Annotated in this window: 25 protein-coding genes; 18 read left to right on the forward strand and 7 right to left on the reverse strand. The window is 71.6% G+C overall.

Annotation, left to right across the window (positions count from 1 at the left end):
* The first annotated feature begins 249 nt into the window (after nucleotides 1–249).
* The 9 genes from ACI8AG_RS09025 (at nucleotide 250) to ACI8AG_RS09065 (ending at nucleotide 7,483) form a co-directional block, all read left to right on the forward strand.
* On the forward strand, nucleotides 250–1,101 hold the full coding sequence (locus ACI8AG_RS09025) for a hypothetical protein (protein WP_456596765.1): 852 nt from the start codon (nucleotides 250–252) through the stop codon (nucleotides 1,099–1,101).
* A gap of 1 nt (nucleotide 1,102) precedes the next feature.
* Nucleotides 1,103–1,624, forward strand: a complete 522-nt coding sequence (locus ACI8AG_RS09030) for a phage holin family protein (protein ID WP_456587447.1) — start codon at nucleotides 1,103–1,105, stop codon at nucleotides 1,622–1,624.
* Between the two features lie 44 nt (nucleotides 1,625–1,668).
* Nucleotides 1,669–2,433, forward strand: coding sequence for a DUF3618 domain-containing protein (locus tag ACI8AG_RS09035; protein WP_456596766.1), 765 nt, complete (start codon nucleotides 1,669–1,671; stop codon nucleotides 2,431–2,433).
* 208 nt (nucleotides 2,434–2,641) lie between these two features.
* Entirely contained in the window at nucleotides 2,642–3,079 is a 438-nt protein-coding gene (locus ACI8AG_RS09040) for a response regulator transcription factor (protein WP_456596767.1), read from the forward strand.
* Nucleotides 3,076–4,860 carry a sensor histidine kinase gene (locus ACI8AG_RS09045; RefSeq protein ID WP_456596768.1) on the forward strand — a complete coding sequence of 595 codons (1,785 nt, stop codon included), beginning with the start codon at nucleotides 3,076–3,078 and terminating at the stop codon, nucleotides 4,858–4,860. Before ACI8AG_RS09040 ends, ACI8AG_RS09045 begins: the two co-directional genes overlap by 4 nt.
* Before the next feature lie 217 nt (nucleotides 4,861–5,077).
* Nucleotides 5,078–5,695: a TasA family protein gene (locus ACI8AG_RS09050; RefSeq protein ID WP_456596769.1), complete on the forward strand. Its 618-nt coding sequence runs from the start codon at nucleotides 5,078–5,080 to the stop codon at nucleotides 5,693–5,695.
* Nucleotides 5,696–5,727: 32 nt separating this feature from the next.
* A complete protein-coding gene (locus ACI8AG_RS09055) occupies nucleotides 5,728–6,357 on the forward strand; it encodes a signal peptidase I (protein ID WP_456596770.1) in 630 nt (209 codons plus the stop codon).
* Nucleotides 6,354–6,830, forward strand: coding sequence for a hypothetical protein (locus tag ACI8AG_RS09060; RefSeq protein WP_456596771.1), 477 nt, complete (start codon nucleotides 6,354–6,356; stop codon nucleotides 6,828–6,830). Before ACI8AG_RS09055 ends, ACI8AG_RS09060 begins: the two co-directional genes overlap by 4 nt.
* Complete coding sequence (locus tag ACI8AG_RS09065; protein ID WP_456596772.1) at nucleotides 6,824–7,483, forward strand: response regulator; 660 nt, start codon at nucleotides 6,824–6,826, stop codon at nucleotides 7,481–7,483. Before ACI8AG_RS09060 ends, ACI8AG_RS09065 begins: the two co-directional genes overlap by 7 nt.
* A gap of 85 nt (nucleotides 7,484–7,568) precedes the next feature.
* On the opposite strand, the gene ACI8AG_RS09070 is transcribed toward ACI8AG_RS09065, so the two are convergent.
* Nucleotides 7,569–8,279 carry a response regulator gene (locus tag ACI8AG_RS09070; protein ID WP_456587439.1) on the reverse strand — a complete coding sequence of 237 codons (711 nt, stop codon included), beginning with the start codon at nucleotides 8,277–8,279 and terminating at the stop codon, nucleotides 7,569–7,571.
* A 246-nt stretch (nucleotides 8,280–8,525) separates the two neighbouring features.
* On the opposite strand from ACI8AG_RS09070, the gene ACI8AG_RS09075 reads away from it, so the two are divergent.
* Genes ACI8AG_RS09075 through ACI8AG_RS09095 form a run of 5 tightly spaced genes read left to right on the forward strand, consistent with a single transcriptional unit; the run spans nucleotide 8,526 to nucleotide 13,056 of the window.
* On the forward strand, nucleotides 8,526–9,608 hold the full coding sequence (locus ACI8AG_RS09075; protein ID WP_456587438.1) for a response regulator: 1,083 nt from the start codon (nucleotides 8,526–8,528) through the stop codon (nucleotides 9,606–9,608).
* Nucleotides 9,601–10,590 (forward strand): ATP-grasp domain-containing protein, encoded by a 990-nt coding sequence (locus ACI8AG_RS09080; protein ID WP_456596773.1) that lies wholly within the window; start codon nucleotides 9,601–9,603, stop codon nucleotides 10,588–10,590. Before ACI8AG_RS09075 ends, ACI8AG_RS09080 begins: the two co-directional genes overlap by 8 nt.
* Nucleotides 10,587–11,336, forward strand: a complete 750-nt coding sequence (locus ACI8AG_RS09085; protein WP_456587436.1) for a histidinol-phosphatase — start codon at nucleotides 10,587–10,589, stop codon at nucleotides 11,334–11,336. Before ACI8AG_RS09080 ends, ACI8AG_RS09085 begins: the two co-directional genes overlap by 4 nt.
* Nucleotides 11,333–12,814 carry a glycosyltransferase gene (locus tag ACI8AG_RS09090; protein WP_456596774.1) on the forward strand — a complete coding sequence of 494 codons (1,482 nt, stop codon included), beginning with the start codon at nucleotides 11,333–11,335 and terminating at the stop codon, nucleotides 12,812–12,814. The genes ACI8AG_RS09085 and ACI8AG_RS09090 overlap by 4 nt, the downstream gene beginning before the upstream one ends.
* Nucleotides 12,811–13,056 carry a hypothetical protein gene (locus ACI8AG_RS09095; RefSeq protein WP_456596775.1) on the forward strand — a complete coding sequence of 82 codons (246 nt, stop codon included), beginning with the start codon at nucleotides 12,811–12,813 and terminating at the stop codon, nucleotides 13,054–13,056. Before ACI8AG_RS09090 ends, ACI8AG_RS09095 begins: the two co-directional genes overlap by 4 nt.
* 62 nt (nucleotides 13,057–13,118) lie before the next feature.
* Here ACI8AG_RS09095 and ACI8AG_RS09100 read toward each other — a convergent pair whose 3' ends face one another.
* From ACI8AG_RS09100 to ACI8AG_RS09110, 3 genes are read right to left on the reverse strand one after another with little or no spacing between them, the layout of a single operon-like run.
* A complete protein-coding gene (locus ACI8AG_RS09100; protein ID WP_456596776.1) occupies nucleotides 13,119–14,297 on the reverse strand; it encodes an acyl-CoA dehydrogenase family protein in 1,179 nt (392 codons plus the stop codon).
* A 33-nt stretch (nucleotides 14,298–14,330) separates the two neighbouring features.
* Complete coding sequence (locus tag ACI8AG_RS09105; RefSeq protein WP_456587432.1) at nucleotides 14,331–14,855, reverse strand: SAM-dependent methyltransferase; 525 nt, start codon at nucleotides 14,853–14,855, stop codon at nucleotides 14,331–14,333.
* Between the two features lie 6 nt (nucleotides 14,856–14,861).
* Nucleotides 14,862–15,644: an isocitrate lyase/PEP mutase family protein gene (locus ACI8AG_RS09110; protein ID WP_456596777.1), complete on the reverse strand. Its 783-nt coding sequence runs from the start codon at nucleotides 15,642–15,644 to the stop codon at nucleotides 14,862–14,864.
* Between the two features lie 139 nt (nucleotides 15,645–15,783).
* On the opposite strand from ACI8AG_RS09110, the gene ACI8AG_RS09115 reads away from it, so the two are divergent.
* Together ACI8AG_RS09115 and bfr are read left to right on the forward strand one after the other, a co-directional pair.
* Nucleotides 15,784–16,014, forward strand: a complete 231-nt coding sequence (locus tag ACI8AG_RS09115; RefSeq protein ID WP_442864507.1) for a (2Fe-2S)-binding protein — start codon at nucleotides 15,784–15,786, stop codon at nucleotides 16,012–16,014.
* A 7-nt stretch (nucleotides 16,015–16,021) separates the two neighbouring features.
* On the forward strand, nucleotides 16,022–16,483 hold the full coding sequence (gene bfr, locus ACI8AG_RS09120) for a bacterioferritin (RefSeq protein ID WP_456596778.1): 462 nt from the start codon (nucleotides 16,022–16,024) through the stop codon (nucleotides 16,481–16,483).
* Between the two features lie 108 nt (nucleotides 16,484–16,591).
* Here bfr and ACI8AG_RS09125 read toward each other — a convergent pair whose 3' ends face one another.
* Complete coding sequence (locus ACI8AG_RS09125; protein ID WP_456596779.1) at nucleotides 16,592–17,551, reverse strand: ABC transporter substrate-binding protein; 960 nt, start codon at nucleotides 17,549–17,551, stop codon at nucleotides 16,592–16,594.
* Nucleotides 17,552–17,690: 139 nt separating this feature from the next.
* Here ACI8AG_RS09125 and ACI8AG_RS09130 point away from each other — a divergent pair, with 139 nt between their 5' ends.
* Both ACI8AG_RS09130 and ACI8AG_RS09135 read left to right on the forward strand, forming a co-directional pair.
* Nucleotides 17,691–18,629: a siderophore-interacting protein gene (locus ACI8AG_RS09130; protein ID WP_456596780.1), complete on the forward strand. Its 939-nt coding sequence runs from the start codon at nucleotides 17,691–17,693 to the stop codon at nucleotides 18,627–18,629.
* Nucleotides 18,630–18,876: 247 nt separating this feature from the next.
* Complete coding sequence (locus tag ACI8AG_RS09135; RefSeq protein WP_456596781.1) at nucleotides 18,877–19,170, forward strand: flagellar FlbD family protein; 294 nt, start codon at nucleotides 18,877–18,879, stop codon at nucleotides 19,168–19,170.
* 50 nt (nucleotides 19,171–19,220) lie between these two features.
* Here the strand turns inward: ACI8AG_RS09135 and ACI8AG_RS09140 are convergent, their stop codons facing one another.
* Together ACI8AG_RS09140 and ACI8AG_RS09145 are read right to left on the reverse strand one after the other, a co-directional pair.
* A complete protein-coding gene (locus ACI8AG_RS09140; RefSeq protein ID WP_456596782.1) occupies nucleotides 19,221–20,084 on the reverse strand; it encodes an SGNH/GDSL hydrolase family protein in 864 nt (287 codons plus the stop codon).
* Between the two features lie 670 nt (nucleotides 20,085–20,754).
* Complete coding sequence (locus ACI8AG_RS09145) at nucleotides 20,755–23,313, reverse strand: hypothetical protein (RefSeq protein ID WP_456596783.1); 2,559 nt, start codon at nucleotides 23,311–23,313, stop codon at nucleotides 20,755–20,757.
* Nucleotides 23,314–24,242: the final 929 nt, after the last annotated feature.

Here is a 24,242-nt window from a genome sequence, read left to right on the forward strand (position 1 = left end):
CGCGGAACGGCGCTCTTCACGAGCGGCAGGCGGATGGCGCAGCGACGACGCTGGCCAGCCCCTGCCACCCCCGATCCCGCCCCGAGACGCACGGATGCGCCGGGTGGACTTCGGTCAGCTCTTCCCGCCCCACCAGGGCGCCGAGCCGACGTCGTCGCGGCACCCCGGGCCCGTGCAGCGCCCGGATGTGTGCCGCAACGGCGTCGGGGTAGCGCTCCCACCGACCAGCAAGCATGCCGAGGAGGACCGATGACTCACTCCATCGATGCCCCGTTCCCGCCACCGGTTCCGCCGACCAGCGGCGCGACGACGGGCACCACGACGGGCACCACGACCGAGAGCTCGTCGACCAAGGACGCAGCCAAGCACGAGGCACAGAACGCCAAGAACGTCGCCAAGCACGAGGCCCAGCAGACCAAGGACGTCGCCAAGGACGAGGCCCGCAACGTCGGGCAGACCGCGGCCCAGGCCGGCAGCCAGGTCGCCTCGACCGCCGCCGACCAGGCCATGAACGTGGCGAACGAGACCCAGCGCCAGGCCATGGACCTCATCGAGCAGGGGCGCACCCAGCTCAAGGAACAGGCCATCAGCCAGCAGCAGAAGGCCGCGACCGGCCTGTCCTCCCTCGCGCAGGAGCTGCGGGGCCTCGCCGACGGCACGAGCGACGGCGCCCCCGGTCCGGCGCGCGACCTGCTGCACCAGGCCTCCGGCGTCGTCGAGGGCTTCGCCGACAAGCTGCAGAACCGCGAGCCGGCGCAGCTCCTCGACGAGGTGCGCAGCTTCGCCCGCCGCAAGCCGGGCCTGTTCCTGCTCGGCGCCGCGGCTGCCGGGATCGTCGCCGGTCGGGTGACCAGCGGGGCCAAGGCCGCGCACAGCGATTCCGGGTCGGGCAACGGTCACCGCAGCACGCCGACGAACTACGTCGACCCCGCGCCGACGTACTCGGACTACTCCAGCGCCACCACCGGCGCGGGGACCGGCACCGGCGCCCCGCTCCCGCCGCCGCCGTACGGCACGGTGCCGCCCGCCGGCAGCATGGTGCCCCCGGCGACGCCCGCTGGCTGGGACGACCCGTCCCGCCGGCCCGGTGAGGTGCGCTGACATGAGCACCCCCTACTCCGGGGCCACCCCCGCCGGGTCGCAGGGCTATGCGGAGCCGACGCCGCAGAACTACGCGGCGGACTACTCCCAGGGCCAGCAGCACAGCGGCGCCATGGGCACCCCCACCACCGACTCCGGTCACCCCGACGTCGAAGGCGTCTCGGTCGGCGCGCTCATCGGGGAGGTCACCAAGGACCTCTCCACCCTGATGCGCCAGGAGCTCGAGCTGGCCAAGGTCGAGCTGAAGAGCGAGGCCAAGAAGGCCGGGCAGGGTGCCGGCATGTTCGGCGCCGCCGGCTTCGCCGGCTACATGGTGCTGATGTTCCTGTCCTTCGCCCTGTGGTGGGCGTTGGAGAACGTGATGGACGCCGGGCTGGCCGCCCTCATCGTGGCCGTCCTCTGGGGCGCCGTCGGGGCCGTCGCGTACGTGATGGGCCGCAAGAAGTTCGAGCAGGTCCACCCGAAGCCCGAACGGACCGTGGACACCCTGCAGCAGGTGCCCGGTGCCCTCAAGCCCAACTGACCACCAGACCGCTGAGGTCTCTTGAACGGCAGGAGCCGATACCAATGACCAGCAGTGACCCGGACGTCATCCGGCGGCAGATCGAGGACACCCGGCGCGAGCTCAGCTACGACGTCGACGCCCTCAACGAGAAGGTCAACCCGTCCCGCGTCATGGACCGGCGGGTGACCGCGGCCAAGGGCCGCATGACCACCCTCAAGGAGAAGGTCATGGGTTCCGCCCAGGACACCACCTCGGCGGCCCAGCACCGGGCCTCCGACGCGGCGGGCTCCGTGCAGGGCGCGGCGCACAACGCGGCGGGCTCGGTCCAGGGCGCGGCCTCGAACGCGGCCGACAGCGTGCAGAACGCGGCCTCGTCCGCGGTCGGCGCCGTCCAGCAGGCACCGGACACGATCGCGCGCCAGGCACAGGGCAACCCGCTCGCCGCCGGGCTCATCGCCTTCGGTACCGGCTGGCTGATCTCCAGCCTGCTCCCTGCCTCGCAGAAGGAGCAGCAGCTGGCCCAGCAGGCCGAGTCCACGCTGCGCGAGAACAAGGACGCGCTGCTCCAGCCGGCGAAGGATGCCGCGCAGGAGATGGGCGAGCAGCTCAAGCCGGCCGCCCAGCACGCGATGGAGGAGGTCAAGTCCACCGCCCAGGACGCGGCCGGGACCGTCAAGCAGGAGGGCCAGTCGGCAGCCCAGGACGTGCAGGGGCAGGCCCAGCAGTCCAAGCAGTCGGTGCAGGGCCAGGCCGAGCAGTCCAAGCAGTCGGTGCAGGGCCAGGCCCAGCAGTCCAAGCAGTCGGTGCAGAGCCAGTCCGGCTCCTGACACCCCGCGGGCCCACCGGCCCGCTCCGTTCGCCTGCGCCCCGCCGGGTCCTCCCGGCGGGGCGCAGTGCTGTCCGGACCGCCACCCCAAGGGGTGAGCCGCCGGGGCCCGCGCTGCAGGCCTTCCGTCGGGGCGCCGTTCCTCCTCAGGACGACGCCACCGGTCCCACCGCACCCGCGGGGCGGGACCACGACCGACGGGAGCTCCCGTGGACCCGGCCCTGCACTCCCCCGGCGGCGGCCCCGCCGGGCCGGCCCCGGGCGGCACCGTCCGGGTGCTCGTGGCCGACGACGAGGACGACATCCGCGGCCTGGTGTGCCTGGCCGTGCGCAAGGCCGGCTGCCAGGTGGTCGTCTCGGCGCCCGACGGCGCGGTCGCCCTCGCCGCAGCACGGGCCGAGCTGCCCGACCTGGCCGTCCTGGACGTCTCCATGCCGGGCGTGACCGGTCTGGAGATCTGCGCGGCGCTGCGCGAAGACCCCGCCACCGCCGGCACCCGGATCCTGCTGCTGTCCGCCGGCGCCTCCCCGGACGAGGTGGCCCGTGGCCTGGCCGCCGGGGCGGACGCGTACCTGGCGAAGCCGTTCAGCGTGGCCGGTCTCGTGCACCAGGTGCGGGCGCTGACCACGCGGGAGCCGGTGGCATGACCCTCGCCGTCCTCGACCGGCCACGGGACAACCCCCCGCCGTGGACCCGCCGGCTCACCCAGGCGTCCGCCTGGCAGGCCGCCGTCCGCGGGCCGCTGCCGTGCACCGTCCTGCTCACCGCGGTCGCCCTGCTGCTGCTGACCGGTGACGTCCCGGTCGTCCACCAGGCCCTCGTGCACGCCGGCCTCGCCGTCGCCGTCGCCGCCACGGGCGTCGCCTGGTTCTCCCGGTCGCGTTCCCTGCCCGGCTCGTTCGCCGTACCGGTCGCGCAGCTGGCCGCCGCGGGCCTCCTGTACGCCGGCACCGCGTCGGCCACGACCCTCGTCCTCCTGCTCGGCCCGCTCTGGGCGCTCGCCACGCACGCCGACCGCCGGGGAGTGCTGCTCGCGGTGGCCGGGACCACGGCCGTGCTGGCCGGGCCCTCGCTCGTGGGTCCGCTCGGCGGCGCCGACGACCTGCCCGGCGCGCTGTTGGTCGGCCCGCTGGCGGTCGCCGTCGGCAGCCTCGCGGTCAACGAGAGCACCCGCCGCGCGGCCGCCCAGGCGCGGCACATCGCACGGCTGCAGCAGGAGCAGGCGGCGCTGCTGACGCAGGTGCGCAGCCGCGCGGACGAACTCGACACCGCCTCGCGCATCCTCGCCGCCCGTGCCCAGACGATGACCAGCGTGATCGACGCGGTCACCGAGCAGTCGATCATCGGCACGGACCGCGACGGCACCATCCGCGTGTGGAATCCCGGCGCCGAGAAGATGCTCGGCGTGCCGCGCCCCGACGTGGTCCGCACCCGGTCGATCCTCGACTTCCACCTGCCGGCGGAGCTCGACGCCGCAGCGGCGGACGGCGGCTGCGGCACCGGGCTCGAGGCCCTGGTGCGCGTCGCCCGGGAGCACGGCAGCGACGTCCGCGACTGGACCTACGTCGCCGCCGACGGCAGCCACCGCACCGTGTCGGTCGCCATCACCCCGCGCTCGGACGACCGCGGGGTGCACGCCGGCTGGAACTTCGTCGGCACCGACATGACCGAGGCGCGCGCCACCGAGCGGATGAAGGACCAGTTCGTCAGCCTGATCAGCCACGAGCTCCGCACGCCGCTGAGCTCGATCCTCGGCTACCTCGAGCTCGTCATGGACGACGAGGACTCACCCCTCACCGACGAGCAGCGGCAGTACCTGTCCACCGTGGAGCGCAACGCCCAGCGGCTGCTGCGACTGGTCGGGGACCTGCTCTTCACCGCGCAGGTGGAGAGCGGCCGGTTCACCCTGCAGCCCGCCGACGTCGACCTGGCCGGCGTGGTCCGGGCCGCCGAGGAGACGGCCCGGGTCGCCGCCGGCAACGCCGGCGTGCGGATCGTCGTCGACGTCCCCGGGGAGGGGATGGTGGTCTCCGGTGACGCCGTCCGGCTCGGGCAGGCGTGCGACAACCTGGTCTCCAACGCCGTGAAGTTCACGCCAGCCGGCGGTGAGGTGCGGCTCGTCCTCCGGTCGATGTGGCGCTCTGCCGACGGCGAGGTCCGTGCACATCCGGCGCCCGGCGCGGAGCCGGTCGCGCAGCTGTCGGTCAGCGACACCGGCATGGGGATCCCCGCCGGTGAGCAGGGCCAGCTGTTCACCCGGTTCTTCCGCTCCTCGACCGCCCAGCGCAACGCCGTTCCCGGGGTGGGGCTGGGGCTCACGATCACCAAGGCCATCACCACCGCGCACGGCGGCACGCTGGACCTGGTGAGCACCGAGGGCGTCGGCACCACCTTCACCATGACCCTGCCGGCGACTCCCGCGGGCTGACGGAGCCTGCCCCACCGCGCCCCCCGTTCCTCCCCGGGACGGGGGGCGCGGTGCGTACGGCCTGCCCCGTCCGCGGCCGCCGAGGGGCAGGCAGGAGTGCCCGTCGCTTCTTGCGGCTTCCTTGCGGATCGCTGGCGGGTGGCCTGCGGTTCGCCGTCCAGAGTCCTGGTTGTCGCCGGAACGCCGGCGGTCACACGGACACAGGAGAAGCAGGGACATGAGCACCAAGACCGCCACCACCGCCACCGGCTCCACCGCCCGCAAGGTCGTCGGCTCGCTCGGCGTGATCGGCGCGGCCGCCGCCGTGGCCGGCCTGGGGACGTTCGGCAGCTTCACCGACTCCACCTCGGTCGACACGACCATCAGCTCGGGCAGCGTCTCCATCGATCTCGCCAAGCCCGTCACCATCCCGGTGACCACCGCCGGCTTCGTCCCCGGCGACACGCTCACCCGCCCGGTGACGCTGGTCAACGACGGGGACACCGGCCTGGCCGCGGTCAACCTAAGCGCCACCGCCGCCGCATCGAGCGTCCTCACCAGCGACGCCACCCGGGGGCTGCAGCTGTCCCTGCGGTCCTGCGCCGTGGCCTGGACCGAGGGGGGCACCCCTGCGGCGCGGACCTACACCTGCGCCAGCGGCGAGAAGATCCTCGGCTCGGGTGCCGTGCTCGCCCCCATCGACCTCGGCGCGGTGAACTCGCTGAACGTCGGCGGCTCGGACTTCCTCGCCTTCTCCATCGGCCTGCCGACCGCCGCCGACAACACGTTCCAGGGCAAGACCGCCGCCCTGACGCTGACCTTCACCGGCACGCAGCGCACCGGCACCGCCCGCTGAGCCCCGTCCGACGACCTCCCGGAGATCACGCCATGACCACCGTCCTCCCCGTCCGCGCCGCGGGGGCAGCTCCCCAGCTGCCCCCGAGCGAGGACGAGCGCTCCACGGCCGGCCACCCGGCCGCCCGGGCCCGCCGCATCGTGGGCCGCACGGCCCCGTGGCTGGTCCGCGGAGTCATGGGGGTCGCCGTCCTGGCCTTCGCCGTCCTGGCCGTCGGACCGCACGTGCTCGGCTACCGCACGATGACCATGCTGACCGCGAGCATGGCGCCGGAGATCGAGCCGGGCGACATCACCGTCGCCACCCCGATCGACGTCACCGACCTCACCGAGGGCATGGTGATCACGTACCACATGCCGGTGGGCGACCACAGCCTCGTCACCCACCGCGTCGTCTCGGTCGACCGGGCCGCCGACGGCGGCGTCATCGTGCAGACCAAGGGCGACGCCAACGAGGCGATCGACCCGTGGACGGCCGGTCTCACCGGCGACACCGTCTACCAGGTGCGCGCCGTGATCCCGGAGTTCGGTCACGTGGTCCAGCTGCTGCGCACTCCGGTGATCAGCCAGGTGCTGCTCTACGGGGCTCCCGCGCTGCTCGCCGGCTGGCTGCTCCTGGCCATCTGGCGCCCCACCCCCGCGATCGAGGAGGACCGGGCATGAACGCCGTCCGCCGCACCCTGGCCGTCACCGGCCTCGCCCTCGCCCTCGCCGTGGGAGCCGCGATCCCCGCCTCGGCCACCTATGCCGACAGCGCCACCGTCTCGACGACGGTCTCGACCACCACCGTGACCGCGCCGGCCACCGTCACCATCGACGACCGGTGCACCCGCACCGTCAGCGGAGGCTCCTGGACCTGGTACGGGATGTGGGTCCCCACCTACAGCTACTGGTACGAGGCCACGATCAGCTGGCCGGCGAGCACGACGCCCAGCGGGGTCGTCGGCTACCGCGTCATGGCCCACCTGAACAACGGCCAGTCGCTCGTCATGGCCGAGACGAGCGCGACGAACCGGACCGTGAGCGCCCGGGTGGACCGCGCCTACCTGGACTACCAGCCCCGCATCTCGGTCATCACCCTCACCAGCTACGGCTGGACCGCGGAGACGCCCCGCTCGGCGGTGCTGACGTGCTGACCGCCCTCGTCGTCCACGCCGACGCCGCCGTCCGCGACCAGGTCGCGGACCTGCTCTGCCTCGGTGGCTGGCACGTGCAGCACGCCGCCGGCCCCGAGGACGCCGTCCGGCACGCCCTGGTCACCGACGTCGACCTGGTCGTGACCGACCTGGCGATGCCGGGCGGCTCGGGTGCCGCGATGCTCCGCCGGATCCGGCGCAACGGGTCCCGCGCCCGCTTCGTGGTCGTCACCGCGGACCCGACCGCCGAGGACCGCGCGGAGGCGGCCACCGCCGGCGCACTGGTCACCCTCGCCCAGCCGGTGACGGCGCGGTCGCTCCTGGACTTCCTCCGCGGCCGGACCACGGTCGCGGCGCAGGCCGGGGACACGGGCGGTCCCAGCGATGCCGAGCTGGTGGACGCCGAGCTGATGACCCGGCTCCAGGGCATGTACGCCGATGCGCTGCCCACCCGGCTGTCGGCCATCGACCTGCACACCCGCGCCGGTGACGCCACCGCGGTCGCGTTCGCCGCGCACACCCTGGCCGGCACGAGCGGCCAGCTGGGCCACCCGGAGGTCGCCTCCCTCTGCCGGGAGATCGCCGCCGATGCCCGCCGTGGCGTGCTCGCCCACTCCCGGGTCGCCCGGCTCCAGGAGCTCGTCGGCGTCTAGTCCGGCCCGGCCAGGCATAGGAAGCTCTACCGGTGGTTCGCGCCCCCGATGCGGGTGGATAGCTTCCTATGCCTCGAGACGACGGCTATGCGGCGACGAGGCGGTAGCCGACGCCGCGGACGGTCTTGATCTCCGGCGAGTTCAGGCCGGCGGCCACGAGCTTGCGGCGCAGGTTCGACATGTGCGCCTCGACCAGGCGCAGGTTGCCCTCCCAGTCGGTGTGCCAGACCTCGCGCAGCAGCGTCTCCCGCTGCAGCACCCGGCCCGGGCGCGACGCCAGCGCGGCGAGCAGGTCGAACTCGGTGCGGGTCAGGTCGACGACGTCGCCGTCGACCCGGACCTCCCGGCTGTCCTCGTCGACCTCCAGCTCGGCGAGCCGGCGCACCGACTCCGCCGCGGGGGCCGGCTCGGCGGCCGGCTGCGGCGCGGTCCGCGGGAAGCGGAGCATCGCCTGCACACGCGCCACGAGCTCACGCGGGGAGAACGGCTTGGCCATGTACCCGTCGGCGCCGACGGCCAGCCCGATGAGCAGGTCGACCTCCTCGGCGCGGGCGGTCAGCATGAGGACGTAGCAGGGCGTCTCGGCACGGATCTGCCGGCACACCTCGGTGCCGTCGGCGTCCGGGAGCCCGAGATCGAGGACGATGAGGTCCGGCGGCTCCCGCCGCACCTCCGCGATGGCCTCGGCACCGGTGCCCACGGCGCGCACGGCGAACCCGGCCCGCTCGAGCACCGTGGTCACCAGCTCGCGGATCTCCTGGGTGTCCTCGACCACGAGCACGGACTGATCCGCCACGACGCCTCCTCCTCACTGCTCGCTGAGGGTGCGGAGGGTGGTCCTCCGGTCACCTGACCGGGTGATCGGCACGGCGGCGGCGCGGCTTGAGCGGTGCACCGGTCGCCCGGTCGGGCGGGTCCACCCGGAGGGGTGAGACACGGGGCGCCCGGCTCATGCGACCAGCGGAAACGGCCGTCAACTCCCGCGGGGACACCCGTCCCCCTCCCGGGCAGCCGGGGGAATCCACCGACGGGAGCCGGAACCGTGGACGGTGCTCTGCACGTCCTGGTCGTCGACGACGACCCCGACACCGCACTCTTCGTGCGGACCGTGCTGCAGCGGGGCGGCATGACCGTGACCACGTGCGCCGACCCGCTCGAGGCCCTGGCGCTGGCGTCGCGCGTCGAGTTCGACGCCGCTATCACCGACATCGAGATGCCGGGCATGACCGGGCTGGAGTTCCTCGACCGTTTGCGTCAGCTGCGCGCCGACCTGCCGGTCACCGTGATGACCGCGCACGCGTCGGTCGACTACGCCGTGGACGCGCTGCGCCGCCAGGCCGACGAGTTCCTCGTCAAGCCGGTGCCCAAGGACACCCTGGCCGCCACGATCCGCCGGCTGGCGGAGGCCGCGCAGGCCAAGCGGGCCGCCGCTCCGCAGCGCCAGACCGTCCTGGCCGTCGGCGCCCACCCCGACGACGTGGAGATCGGGGTCGGCGGCACGCTCGCCGCGCACCGCTCCGCCGGTGACCAGGTGGTGATCCTGACCCTCTCCCGCGGCGCACGCGGCGGCGAGGCGGGCGACCGGCAGGACGAGTCGCTGGCCGCGGCCGAGCTGATCGGCGCCCGGCTGTTCCTCGAGGACCTCGAGGACACCCGGATCAGCCCGATGGACCCGACCATGTCGATCATCGAGCGGGTCGTGCAGGAGGTCCGTCCGACCATCGTCTACACCCACTCGGCCAACGACCGGCACCAGGACCACCGGGCCGTGCACCAGGCCGCGAGCGTCGCGACCCGCACCGTGCCGACCGTCGCCTGCTTCCAGAGCCCCTCGGCCACCATCGACTTCCGGCCGTCCCGCTTCGTCTCCATCGACGGGTTCACCCGCACGAAGCTCGACCTGCTCGCCAGCTTCCGCTCGCAGGCCGGCATCCGCAGCTACCTGCAGGACGACTTCGTCCTGGCGACCGCCCGCTACTGGTCGCGCTACGGCAGCGGCGGCCAGTACTGCGAACCGCTGGAGATCGTCCGGGACGCCGGTGGCGTCGTGGGCGCCACCAGCGACTCGGCCTTCCAGCAGTCCTCCCCCGCCACCTCGACCACCCCGGAGCGCTTCGGTGTCTGACTCTTCCCCCACCCGCGTCCTGGTGACCGGTGCCGGCGGACCGGCCGGCATCGCCGTGCTCCGCTCACTGGCCCGCCGCGGCGACGTCGAGCTGCTGGCTGCGGACATGGATCGCTACGCCAGCGGCCTGTACCTGGTGGACGCCGGTGCGCGGCACCTGGTCCGCCCCGGCCTCAGCGAGGAGTTCGTCGACTCCCTCGTCGCCCTGTGCGAGCGGGAGCGCGTGGACGTGCTGTTCTCCACCGTCGACGTCGAGCTGCCGCGGCTGGCCGCCGAGCGCAAGCGCCTGGACGCCGTCGGCACCACGCTGGCCGCACCGAGCGTCGAGACCCTCGAGGTCTGCCTGGACAAGTACGCCCTCGCGCAGCGCTGCACCGAGGTCCTGCCGACCCCCCGCACCGCGCTGCTCGGCGAGACCGACCCGGGCAGCTGGGACTACCCGGTGATCGTCAAGCCGCGGCGGGGGGCCGGCTCCCGCGGCGTGCACCTGGTCGAGGACGCCGCCGCGCTGACCGCCCTGGGCAGCGACGAGGACGCCCTCGTGCAGGCCCACCTGCCCGGCGACGAGTACTCCGTCGACACGCTCGCCGACGCCGACGGGCACGTGGTCGCCGCCGTGCCGCGGTCCCGGCTGCGGGTCGACTCCGGGGTCTCGGTCGCCGGCGCCACGGTGGCCGACCCGGAGCTGGTGGAGACCGCCCGCCGGGTGGCCCGCGCCATCGGGCTGGTCGGGGTGGCCAACGTGCAGCTGCGCCGCGACGCCGAGGGCCGCCCGGCCCTGCTGGAGGTCAACCCGCGTTTCCCCGGCGCGATGCCGCTGACCGTCGCGGCCGGCGTCGACATGCCGTCCCTCGCCCTGGACCTGGCGCTGGGCCGCCCGCTACCGGCCGAGGTGCCCTTCCGGGAGCTCGCGGTGGTGCGCTACCTCGAGGACGTCTTCCTCGCCCCGTCCGACGTCGTCGCCGAGGAGGCCGCCCGATGACCGCCGCCCTGGGTGAGCTCGACCTGCTGCTCACCGACCACCACGTGCACTCCACCTGGTCCGACGACGCCGTGAGCGCGCCGATGGAGAACCTCGTCGCCGCCCGCGACACGGGGCTGGCCAGCATCCGCATGGTCGACCACGTCCGGACGACGACGACCTGGGTGCCGGGCTTCCTCGCCGAGGTGGCCGCCCTCCCCCGGATCGAGGGGCTGGAGGTGCTCACCGGCGTCGAGGCGAAGATCCTGGACGCCTCCGGCCGCCTCGACGTGCCCGAGGACCTCGTGGTCGGGCCGGGTGGGGTGGACCGCATCCTCATCGCCGACCACCAGTTCCCCGGGCCGGACGGCCCGTGGAGCCCGCGCCGCACCCTGGAGGAGATCGCGGGCGGGCTGTCCACCCAGGACGCGCTGTCGATCCTCGTCGACGCGACCGTGCGGGCGATGGAGCGCGCCGGGCGGGGTCAGCTGGCCCACCTGTTCTCGCTGCTGCCCAAGGTCGGCATGCACGAGAGCGAGCTGCTCGACGAGCACGTCGCCGCGATCGCCGACGCCGCCCTCCGGACGGGCACGACGGTCGAGGTCAACGAGAAGTGGCGCTGCCCCGGGCCCCGCGTCGTGCTGGCCCTGGCGGCCGCCGGCGTGACCCTCGTCGGCTCCACCGACAGCCACGAGGCCGCCACCGTGGGCCGCTACTCCTGGGTGGCCGACGCGGCGTCGGCGACCCGGCTGGTGGGTGCCCGGTGACCGTCCTCGCCGTCGGCACCGACGTGGCCGGCATCGGCGAGACCGTGCTGACCTGGTTCCTGCTGGCCCTGGTGGCCACCGGCGCGATCCCGGTCGTCGCCGGGCTGGCGCAGTTCCTCGTGATCCCGTTCCACGCGGTCCGCAACCACTACCGCGAGACGGGCCCGTACCTGCCCAACGTCGCGGTCCTCGTCCCGGCGTGGAACGAGGCCGCCGTCCTCACCAGCTCGATCGAGCGGCTGATGGGGCTGGACTACCCGCCGGACCGGCTGCGCGTCTACGTCGTGGACGACGCCAGCACCGACGACACCCCCGCCGTGCTGGCCGCCTGTGCCGAGCGCTTCCCCGGCCGGGTCGTGCACCTGCGCCGCGAGAAGGGCGGCGAGGGCAAGGCGCACACCCTCAACCACGGGCTGCGCGAGGTCCTCGCCGACGACTGGATGGAGGCGCTCCTGATCATGGACGCCGACGTCATCTACGAGCCGGCGTCGCTGCGCAAGATGACCCGCCACCTGGCCGATCCCACGGTCGGCGCGGTGACCGCCTACATCCGCGAGGGCAGCGGCGACCCGGAGGGGATCACCCGGTTCATCGGGTTCGACTACCTGGCCGCGCAGGCCGCCTCCCGCCGGGCGCAGAACGTCGCCGGTGCGATGGCCTGCCTCGCCGGTGGCGCGCAGCTGCACTCGCGGGAGAACCTCGTGGCGATCGGCGGGCAGATCGACACCTCCTCGCTGGCCGAGGACACGGTCACGACCTTCCGCACCCAGCTCGCCGGGCGCCGGGTCGTCTTCGAGCCGCATGCCCGCGTGCTGGCCGAGGAGCCGGCCGGCGTGGACGCGCTGTGGAAGCAGCGGCTGCGCTGGGCCCGCGGCAACGTGCAGATCACCTCGATGTACCGGCACCTGTGGTTCCGCAGGTCGGTGCACCCGGGGCTGGGCGGCTTCTTCTTCGGCGTCTTCTGGTTCGCGATCCTGCTGCTGCCGGTGGCGATGCTGCTGACCTCGATCGGCCTGATCGGGCTCTACCTGCTCGACAGCGAGCTGGCCTCGGAGGTGTTCGGGGCGGCGGTGTTCGTGCCGATCGCGACCTTCGTCTTCATGATCACGCTGACCATGTCGGTCGATCCGCGCACCGGCCTCAAGGTCTGGCGGGAGGCACTGCTGTTCCCGGGCGCCATCTCCTTCGTCGTCCTGCTGTCGGCCGCGTTCCCCGGGGTGGTCCCCATGTCCGACGGCGTGGAGACGTTCTGGACGCTGTTCGTCTACAGCTGGCTGGTGCTCTGCATCCCGCTGGCCTACGGGGTCCGGAAGCTCGAGGGCACCCACTGGGGCCGGCCGCTCGTGCCGCTGGCGCTCTACCTGGTCGGCTTCGGGCCGCTGATGTGCGCGATCACCGTGGACGCCTACGTCAAGGAGTTCCGCGGGGCGGCCATGACCTGGGACAAGACCGAGAAGACCGGGAGGGTCACGGTATGAGCAACCTCCACCAGCTGGTCGGAGCCGGGCAGCCGTTCCGGGTGAGCCCCCCGGTGGTGCTCACCGAGGAGGTGCTCGCCCGCTGCGGCGGCCGCACCCCGGTGTGGGCCGATCCGGTGGCCCTGGCCGACGAGACCGAGGCCGACCGGGTGCGCGAACGCCGGCTGTGGGTGGGGCTCGCCGTCGCGGTCTCCGTCGTGGTCCTGCTGTACCTGGTGCGCACCGCCGTCCTCGGCGCCTGAGGTCTGCGGCCCGGCCGTCCCCCTGACCCCGGGGCGGCCGGGCCGCAGCACCTCGGCCGGGCTCAGACGAAGGCGCTGATCCCGGTCAGCGCCCGCCCGACGATGAGCTGGTTGATCTCCCGGGTGCCCTCGTAGGAGTAGAGGGCCTCGGCGTCGTTGAAGAACCGGACGACGTCGCGCTCGAGCAGGATGCCGTTGCCCCCGAGCAGCTCCCGGGCCCAGCCGACCGTCTCCCGCGCCCGGCTGGTCACGTAGCTCTTGGCCAGCGCGGCGTGGTCGTCGCGGAACACGCCATCCTCCTGCAGCTGCGCCACCCGGACGGCCATGCCGAGGCTCGCGGTGACGTTTCCGGCCATGCGGGCCAGCAGGTCCTGGATGAGCTGGAACCCGGCGATCGGGCGGCCGAACTGCTCCCGCTCCTTGGCGTAGGCCAGCGCGGCCTCGAACGCACCCATCTGGCAGCCGACGGCGCTCCAGGCGACCCCGCCGCGGGTCAGCTTCAGCACCCGGTTGACGTCCTTGAAGGTGTTGCCGCCCTCGAGCTTGTTCTCGGCCGGGATCCGACACCCCTCGAAGGTCAGGTCGGCGTTCTGCACCGTGCGGAGCGCATACTTGCCCTCCATCTTGGTCGCGCTGAAGCCGGGCGTGCCCTTCTCCACGACGAAGGTCTTCACGGAGTCGTCGGCGACGTCGCGGGCGAAGACGACCACGAGATCGGCGAAGGTCCCGTTGCCGATCCACCGCTTGGCCCCGTCGAGCACCCAGTGGTCCCCGTCGCGGCGCGCCGTGGTCTCCAGCCCCAGGGCGACGTCGGAGCCGCCGTGCGGTTCGGTGAGCGCGAAGCAGCCGATCGTCTCCAGGGCCAGCATGCCGGGCAGCCAACGCTGCTTCTGCTCCTCCGAGCCGAGGTTGACGATCGACCCCATCGCCAGGCCGTTGTGCACCCCGAGGAAGGTGGCCATCGACGGGTCGACGCGGGCGGTCTCCAGGGCGATGAAGCCGGTGAACAGCCGCGAGGCGCGCGGTGACCCCTCGGTGTCGTAGCTGCGGCCGACCAGCCCCGCCTCGGCGAAGCGCGGGATCAGCTCCATCGGGAAGGTGGCCGCCTCCCAGGAGTCGTTCACCAGCGGCCGGACCTCCTCCTGCAGGAAGGTGCGGATGCCGGCGAGCTCTTCCCGCTCCTCCGCCGACAGCAGCGACTCGTAGGCGTACAGGTCACCGGGTACCAGGTCGTCGGTCATGCGGATGTCCTCTCGTCGGTGGCGTCCCGCCTCCTACCCGTCCTGCCCCGACCGCAACTCGACGGCCGCCGACGGGACCGGCGCCGTGGCGGCCCGGTGGACGGCGTGCTCGACCAGGCCGCGCTCCCCGGCGGACCGGAGCACCGCCGTCCGGATCCGGTCGTCGGCGCCGGGGGCCATGACCGAGAAGGCGACGACGACCCGCCCGCCGGGTGCCAGCACCCGCCGGACGACGTCCCACTCCGGTGCCGGCGGGGTCCAGAAGGCGCGGACGTCGAACGACACGACGGCGTCGAACCAGCGCTCCGGCAGCTCGGCCCCGACCAGCGGCGCGGTCTGCAGGGTCACCCGCCCGTCCTCGACCGCGACGCGGTTCCGCCGGGTCGCCGCGGCCACCATGGTTGCCGAGCGGTCGACGGCGGTCACGTGGCCGACCCCCGGCCGCCGGGCGAGCAGGTCGGCCAGCACGCCGTGCCCGCACCCCACTTCGAGCACCCGCTCCCCGGGTGCGGGGTCCACCAGCCCGGCCGCCCAGGACAGCCGCTCGGACGCCGCCACGGGAGCTCAGCTCAGCATCCGGGTGCCGGGCGGGAGCACCCCGCCCGCGAGCAGCGCCGCCGTCGCGTCCTGCAGCGCCGTGAGTGCCACCCGCTGCGCGTTCGGGCCGGTGGAGACCCGCGCGACGCCCAGCCGCTCCAGCTCGGCGACCGGCGGCGTGGCACCCGGCACGGCGAGCACGCTGAGCCGGCCGCGCCCCAGCGCCCCGGCCAGCGCGGCGATCTCGTCCGCCGCCACCACGCCCGGCACGAAGACCGCGGCGGCCCCGGCCGCCAGGTAGGCCCGGCCCCGGTCGGCCGCCTCCGCCAGCAGCGCCGCCCGGTCGGCCCCGGCCGGCGCGAGCAGGACGGCGTCGGTCCGCGCGTTCAGCACGAAGTCGACGCCTGCGGCGCGGCCGGCCGCGACCACCTCCCCCACCGCGGCCACGGCCTCGTCCAGGGGGCGCTGCCCGTCCTCGAGGTTGCCGCCCACCGCGCCCGCGGCGATCGCGCGCTGCGCCGTCCCGCCCGGATCCCCGTAGCCGGCCTCCATGTCCACCGACACCGGCAGGTCCACGGCGGCGGTGATCCGCCGCACCACGTCCAGGTGCAGGTCCAGCGGGATGCGCTCGCCGTCCTCGAACCCCAGGGATGCCGCGATGGAGTGGCTGGCGGTGGCCAGGGCGCCGGTCCCGGCCGTCGCGGCGACGACCCTGGCCGAGGTCACGTCCCAGACGTTGGCCAGGACGAGGATCCGGGGACCGGTCTGGAGCCGCAGGAGCGCGCGGGCGCGGGACGCCGGGTCGGGCATGACGGCAACCTAGGGGTCACCCGCTGTTCTTGACCAGCGGTCTGGCGCGCAGCGGTTAGGAGAGGCTAACCTCCACGTGACGCCCGGGTGTTCGCACCGGGGCCCGCCCGCCCGCCGTCTCCCGTTAGGCGACCGCCGCATGTACGTGTGCCACTGCAACGTGGTGACCGACCGCGACATCCTCGAAGCGATCGCCAACGGGGCGACCTGCATCGCCGACGTCGCCCGGGCCACCGGTGCGGGACGGACCTGCGGCAACTGCGTCGACTCGCTCCGCGACCTGGTGTGTCAGCATTGCCCGGTGCGAGCCGAGCGCACCACCGAGCGCCCGGCCGAGCGAGAGCTGGGAGTATCCGGTGCAGCCCGTTAGCCCCCGCGTGGTCGAACTGCTGAACGACGCGCTGACCTTCGAACTCACGGTCACCAACACGTACTTCCTCAACGCGCGCATGCTCGACGCCTGGGGCCTGCCCAAGCTGGGCAAGGTCTTCTACGACCTCTCCATCGACGAGATGCGCGACGCCGACGCCCTGATCCAGCGGATCCTGCTGTTCGACGGCCACCCCAACCTGCAGCGCCTCGGCGCCATCCGGGTCGGCGAGAGCGCCGAGGAGATGCTGGTGCTAGCCCTCGACAGCGAGAAGGCCGCCGTCGCCCAGTTCAACGCCTCCGCGAAGGAGTGCCACGACCTCGGTGACCACGGCACCGCGTCGGTGTTCGAGGAGATGGTCCTGGACGAGGAGAAGCACGCCGACTGGTTCGAGGCCCAGATCGCGGCCATCGAGCGGGTGGGTGCGCCGCAGTACCTGGCCGCCCAGCTCGTCACCGAGACCCCCTGACGAAGGACCCCTCTGCCCCCCACGCCTCGCAGGCTCGGCACGGGACCCTGCAGAGGGGCCGAACACCGAGGGCCGCCTCCCGATCACCGGGGAGCGGCCCTCGGTGCGTCAGCCGGCGAGCAGCTCGCGCAGGTCCTCCAGCTGGAGGGTCGCCGCGCGCAGCCCGATGCCGGTGTAGAAGACGTCGTCCTCGACCTGGTGGGCCCGCCCGTTCTGCACCGCGCTCAGCCGGGGCCACAGCGGACCGCCGACGACCGCCGCCTCGCCGGACTCGTCGGCGGCGCCGTAGGACGAGTACAGGACGACGTCGGCGTCTGCCTGCGTGATCTGCTCGGCGCTCAGCTCGGCGAACGTGGGGTTGTCGCCCTCCGGCAGGTCGACGTGGTCGAGGCCGATGTCGGCCAGCACCGTGCCGACGAACGAGTCCGGCCGGTAGGCGCGGATCGTGCCACCGACGAACCGGATCGGGCTGACCGTCGTCCCGGCCGCGTCACCGATGTCCTCGCCGAGCTGCGCGGCCTGCTCCTCGTAGTCCGCCAGCAGCTCCTCGGCCTCCTCCTCCTTGCCCAGCGCCTCCGCGTCCAGGAGGAGGTTCTCCTTCCACGTGTCGCCGAGGTCCGCGGCGAAGACCGTGGGTGCGATCTGCCTCAGCTGGTCGTAGATGTCCTCGTGGCGCACCTGGTTGGAGAGGATGAGGTCGGGCTCCAGGGCGGCGATCGCCTCCAGGTCGGGCTCGGCGATCGTGCCGACGACAGCCACCCCCTCGGCGTCCTCGGCCAGGTAGCTGAGGAAGTCGGTGTCCACGGCCGTGGTGACCGCGCCGACCGGTGTCACGCCGAGCGACAGCACCGAGTCGAGCTCGCCGGTGTCGAGGACGACGACCCGCTCGGGCTCCTCGGGGATCTCGGTGCTGCCCATGGCGTGCTCGACGGTGCGCGGGAACGCGGCGTCGCCGGCCGCGGCCTGCCCGGTCGAGCCGGCCTCGGGCTCGGAGTCGTTCCCGCAGGCGGCGAGGGACACGGCCGCCGCCACGGTGAGGGCGGTGGCCCGCAGGACTCGAGTCGTCATCGTTCTCCTTCGAACTGCCGCGCACGCCCGGGTGGACGCGCGTCTGGATCGACCGGCGCTCGTGTGCAAGACTGCCGGAAGCCAGGTTAGGCTAGCCTAAGTCGAAAGACGCCCCTACCTGCCCAGCCCGGGAGACGCCGTGACCGTCGAGACCGCGCAGATCCCCGCCTACCGCACCTTCACGGTGCGCGTGGCGCGGGTGCAGCGGCTGAGCCCGAGCTTCCTCCGGGTCACCTTCACCGGTCCGGAGATGGCCGCCTTCGCGTCCAACGGCTTCGACCAGCGCATCAAGGTCATGCTGCCGCTGCCGGGCCGGGGCATCCTCGACTGCCCGGCCGGTGACGACTGGTACGGCGCCTGGCGGGCGTTGCCGCCGGAGCGGCAGATGCCGATCCGCACGTACACGATCCGGGCGCTGCGCAGCGAGAGCGGCGAGGTCGACGTCGACTTCGTGCTGCACGGCGCCACCGGCCCGGCGTCGGCCTGGGCCGAGCACGCCACCGCCGGCGACGAGGTCGTCCTGGTCGCGCCGAACGCCCGGTTCCCCGGCGAGACCGGCGGCTTCGAGTGGCACCCGCCGGCCGACGCCTCCTGCCTGCTGATCGCCGGCGACGAGACCGCGGTGCCGGCCATCTGCGCGATCGTGGAAAGCCTGCCCGCGGGCCGGCGCGCCAAGGTCCTGCTGGAGGTGCCGACGGCCGGTGACGCCCTGAACGTCGTCGCGCCGGCCGGCGTGGAGATCACCTGGCTCCCCCGCTGGCCCGCCGACGGCGCCCCCGCCGCGCCGCGGGGGCAGCTGCTCACCGGAGCCGTCCTGGACGCGGTGCGCGAGCTGGGCGACCTGCTCTCCCCCGCCCCGGCTCCCGAGCTGGCCGACGTCGACGTCGACGCCGGAATCCTGTGGGAGGTCCCGGCCGAGGACACCGCGGCGCCGGGCTCCTCCGGCGTCTACGCCTGGCTCGCCGGAGAGGCCGGGGTGGTGAAGGGGCTGCGGCGGCACCTCGTCCAGGAGGTCGGTGTCGACCGCCGGTCGGTGGCCTTCATGGGGTACTGGCGCGAGGGCCGCGGCTCCGACTGAGCTCTCCGGTCCGACACCGTGTCACCGGCCGGTGTCCAGCTCCCCCTCGTGTTCGTCATGGTGCTGGTCACCCTCGGCGGGCTAGGTCTGCGCTTCGGCTTCTGACCGGTTGCGGCATCACCCGTTGGGACGTAGCACGCGGCCCGCGCTCCAGGAGCGCCGCCGGTGTGCCGATGGTCTCGGTGCCGGACCGACTTCCGGGCCGGCCCACCGGTCCCCGGGCCGACGGGTGCGAAAGGACCACCTCGTGATCGCTGTGACCTGCCGCAACGGTGAACACTTCGCCGTCGACCCCGACCACATCGAGCGGATCGAGCACCACGCCGACACTGTGGTGCACCTGGTCGACGGCACCCACTACGTGGTGACGACGGAGTTCGACGAGGTGCTGCGCAGCATCGCCGAGCACCGGGCCGGCACGCTGGTCGCCCGGGCGGGGCTGACCAACGGCTACGCCGCCATGCCGACGGCCGCGCGGCTCGCCCGCCGGCACGGCACCGGCCGGGCGCCCGAGCCGGAGCTGGGCGCCCTCCCGAGCTGACGCCGGCGGCCCGGCCGGGACCGCTCCCGCCGGGCCGCCGGACGCCGGGCTCAGCGGCGGTCGAGCCGCAGCACCTCCATGGTGCGCGCGGCCATCGCCGCCTCGCCCCGCGCGTTCGGGTGCACGATGACCGCGTTGGTCCCCTGCAGCACCGGCTCGACCCAGCGGACGCCGATCGGCTGGCAGGCGTCGTGCCCGTCGGAGACCCGGCTCAGGTCGACGTAGGTGACGCCGGACATCGATGCCGCGCGCTTCACCGCGTCGTTGAGGGTGGCCTGGAGCTCGCGGAGGTAGGGGATGTCGCCCTCGGCGAGGGTCATGCGGTCGAAGCAGCTGCCGCTGGCCGGCACGATCCAGGGGTACCCGAGGATGGCGACCCGGGCGCCCGGCGCCGCCTGCCGGACCGCCCGCAGCGTCTCCACGAGCGCCGGGAACGTCGTGGTGCGCACGGTGTCGGCGAACGAGCTGCCGTACCGGTCCTTGCACGGGCTGCCCTTGCCGAGCGTGGACAGGCCCGCCGTGCTGCAGGCGATGATCGAGTTGATGAAGACCCCGCTGTCGTTGCCGCCGATGGTCATGGTGACCAGCTGGGTGTTCCGGCTCAGCGCCTCGAGCTGCGGGGCGACCCCCGGGTACTGCCCGGCGAAGAAGTCGCCGGTGTCCGCGCCGCCGCAGGTGACGTCGGTGAGCCGGGCACCGATCGCGCCGGCGATGACGTGCGGGTAGTTGCGGGTCGAGCGCAGGCACTGCGGTGGCGCGGTGAGGTCCGGCGGCAGGACGCCGGAGGCCGCGCTGTAGGAGTCGCCGAGGGCGACGTACCTCAGCGGGGCCGGCGCGGCCTGCGCCGTGGGCGCGACGAGGACGCCGGCGAGAACCGCGACGGCGGCGAGGATGCAGGTAACGAGACGGCGCACGTCTCCTCCAGATCGGGTGGGAGGGGTGTGTGCGCGGAACAACGCGCGACCTCACCAGGGGTTACGCGCGTCACACGTCTCCGCGCGCCCGCCGCCCCACACGCAGCAGGCCGCCCCTCCCGGTGGGAGGAGCGGCCTGCTCGATCGGGTGGAGCTGAGGGGACTCGAACCCCTGACCCCCACACTGCCAGGCCGACCTGACTGGGTTCGCTGACGTTCGCGAACGTCCCAAAAGGCCTGGTGACCAGCGGGTTTATGACGTCGCCGAACGACGGCGAACGTCTGTGAACCAAGATCGAATCAGACCAACTGCAACCAAAATTGCCACCAGCACGAGCGGGGTTCGCTTGGCTGTGGCCGATCCCGACGGTGCGCCTGAGGCCACGGGCACGACCGCGACCGCGTGTCCCTGAAGGCGGCCTATGGGACACAGCGCGTCGGCATCCTGCGTTCGCGCGGCGTAAGCAACGGTCTACCGAGGTGGACGGCCCCCACCAGCCTTCCTGACCGTGACAGCTCCCGAGCTGTGCATCGACAGGCGGTCTTCCGGATTGCATTTCTGGGGCCATACCTCCACCCGAAGCCAGGACGCTCTTCGCAACTCGCCAGGACTTCCGCGTTGCTCCAGCGACCGATCAAAGACAGTTTCCGTGTTGCTCCAGCAACCGCTCTAGGACGAAGTATTCGTCACTAGAAGGCCAGTTGGTCCTGTAAAGATGACGTGCTGGCCCACTTCTAGGTTTCGAAGCACTCTCGTCGATGCCGCTAGGTTCGCGTGTACGTCTCGTAAGGGCTCGCAACGAAGCTGGTGCGCTAACGCCATCGGCGCTAAGTCGTACCACAACAAGAGGACTTGGAGAGCAATTAACGCTGACGTAGCGCCCAGGACTGCCCCCCACTCTGAAGCTCCGAAGACGGAGGCGATAACCGCAACCACCGCCAGAGGAACGCCCGCGACACAGACCACCATCCTGTACAGGCGACGCAGGCGCATCGACAGGACCAGGCTAACTGAGATTGATGTTGGAACAGTCGTCGCGCCAGCCGTCGCGACAAGAAGTGCAATGGGACTCAATAGGAGAGCCACAGGAGCTAGAGATGCAAGGGTGCTCAAGGACCATGTGGCAAAAGCATTCGACGCCACACTGAGGGCCAACAAAACCAGCATAACAAGTGCGGCTTGAACGAACGCCTCCCGATCCGGGATCTTGAACCTTCTCTCAAAGTAGCTTTGGGGAGGTCCGATGGCTAGCGCGCCCAGCGCGACGCCGAAGCCGAAGACTCCTGCCTGCGTTGTCAATAACAGACAGGCGACAAATACTCCACTATTGCGGAGGCTCGACCGATATCGCCTAGCCAATCCCGGAACGAGGGGCGCTGCGACAAGGGCGAGCAGTGCTGCCCAGTAGAGGTGATCTACGAAAAAGTACCTCCGGGCACTGCCCGTGAGCAATACGAATAGGACCGCCAAGACTCCCCATGCCAGTATGTGCCGACCAACCCTGACTGCAGTCTCGGGGACTAGATCGACACGGATGCTTGGGACGAACCGTAGGACGGCGAGAACCGCAGCGATGGCGACCACCACACTCGCGGCAGGGAGCAATAAATAAGGCGTCGCTTCCGCGTCGATAGCCTGGAAAGCACCATACTGCAGGTTGAAAATTGCGTAAGCCACCCCGTCGGTGAACATAATGCAGATCAGGCACGCTGCCGCCAGTCGTGCCGGCGCCCGAAACCTCAGGAGTGAGCGCCATCCCATTTGGGCTCCGAGGTTGCAGTTCTGGCGCGCCAGCAAGGCGAGAGCAATACCGAGTGCCAACCACACGCATACGACGTTCGGCATCCACGTCCCTGCGCCACCCCAAGCAATAACGGAGACACCGATGAAGGTGACCGTTACAGATGATTCCTCCAGGGACCTCAATCGCAGAAGATTGAAGGGGCCAAACATGCAAACGCATAGCACCAGAGCGAATAAGCCTGCATCTATGACGGGCAGTCCCGACAGGTAGAGTTCAAAGCGCGTCCGCCCGCGCCCGATATCAACGTAGATCGCCAGGCTGGTAGCCACCATGCCAAGAACTTGGACCGCTGCTGCAGACCGCGCTGTGACGGCAGCATGAGCATTCATAAGGCGGAATGCAACACAGACAACGGCACTCAGCACTGCGCCCACCAGTAGGGCACACATAGCAATGTACTCAGCGGCACTCTGCACAGGTGCGGTTGGCGCGAACCCAGGCATCAATTGCGCAGCCGTGAAAGCGGGATCCAACGGGAGACCCAGAACGCCAGAGTCGTAAACCTCCATCGCGAGATCGCATGCGACCATCGCGGAGAAGATCAAGGGAGACACTGCCACGAAGGCCGGCGAACGCGCGGCCATGAATGCCACTGCTCCTGCCAAGGCCGCCCAGAAACTTGTGTCGACGGCTAGGAACCATAGCCACGTAACGCAACCAGCAACCGCCAAGCGGCCCTGGTCCCTGATGAGCGTGCGCCCTAACTCCGCAGAGCCGCCCACGCGATACAGAGCGCCGAAGATTACGGCTCCAAAGAGGATCGCCGGGGTGGCTTCGAGGCCCCATATCAGAAGGCTGCCAGTCACATAGCACGCGGCCAGAGCAAGGGAAGCGCCCGCAGCGTACCGACGGCCCGTTATGGCATACGTTCCGTGACACAGCAAGAAGAGGAGGACTGGGGTGCCGACTATAAGTGAAAGGGCTTGGACGACATAGCCGCTCATCCCCTCCCCTGAGCCTGACGGGATTGCCAATAGTATTGGCAAGACCAAGAGTGCAAGTATCGATGAGAAGAACGGCCAGCGGTTTCTGAGGAGTCGGGCAACCAGGCTCACAACATCCTCAAAGCGGGAGGATATTATGGGTGCCGCAAACATGTGAGTCGGCTCCACCGCGCGCGCGCGCATTGCTATCACTGCCGCAACCATGGCCGCCGATCGATTCAAGGCGTCCGAGTCGACGGACGACTCCATGATCGTCTTCAGTGCCAGCCCGTACTCTGGGCCTCCGGGTTCGTCGGGCGCGTGACGGAGCTCCAGGGATGAAGCCTTTAGTGCGTCCGTTGCGGGGTCAAGCGCGGATTGACCGGCACATCTGCCAGCGTTGATGACGATGGCGGTCCGCTCCCTAGAGCCCCTAAGCCACCGAACGATGCTCGCAAAACTCTCGCAATCTAAGTGTCCTTCGGGACGAATGATGGCCACGCCGTCGAATGCCAGAGGGGTAGATCGGCTCCGAGGAAGTTGGTGAACGGCGAGCCAAGATTTCTCGATTGCGGTGGCGGCTGTGCCACCGTCGCAGACGCAAACCACGATAGTAGGGATTCCTAAGCGATTGGTCACCGTGGAGGCGCAATCAACAGCATACTGCCCGTTCGCGGAGGCTAGCCAGAGGATAGATGGCCGCTCAGACAGAGCAGCCATCATTGACGATATGTCATAAGCGGAGCCATCGGTGACTAGACCGCCTGTTTCCCATAATCTAGTGTGGGCGTTTATCTCAGACGCCCCTCGGACGTCGGTGAGCCGCCTTGGTGGAAGGACGGCGATACCGAGGAAAACTGCGACCAGAACCGAGGTAAGGGCAATCAAGCTGCTCCGCGCCTCACCCGAGGGAAAGACTGCGTTCGCGTATAACGCCACCGCCAACACGGCCATGGAGACCACGGATAGGAAACCGCAAACTGCGACTCTCAAGATCGACAGGAACGTGTACCGTCGCACCTGACACCTCCCCCGCGTGTCGCGGACGATAGCGCCCCGGTCGTCTGTACGACCACGGGACGGCGCCTCTGTACCAGGCTCTTCGGGGCCGTCAACTCCGAGCACGCCGGAGTGGATCCTGCGTCTGGCTGCCTGCCCTCGGCACGCCCATAGTGGGCCGCTCAGGGACACCAGCGCGGCCGGGCAAAGAGAGCCCTCGAGGACACCGCTGCGTACGCCGGTCTAGGCTGCGTTCGAGCGCTTCGTCGGGAGCGATATGGCCGCCCGCTATCAGGCTGGCGCCGCCGTGCCGGGCCGGATATGAGCCGGTCGAGCACCCCGCATCGAGAGATCCACCGATGTCGGTTTGCCAGAAGAAGTGCTACTCGTCCCGTGCTGCTGCTCTCCGAGCACTTGCGGCGATCCGGGCA

Source organism: Blastococcus sp. SYSU DS0552, assembly GCF_054050815.1.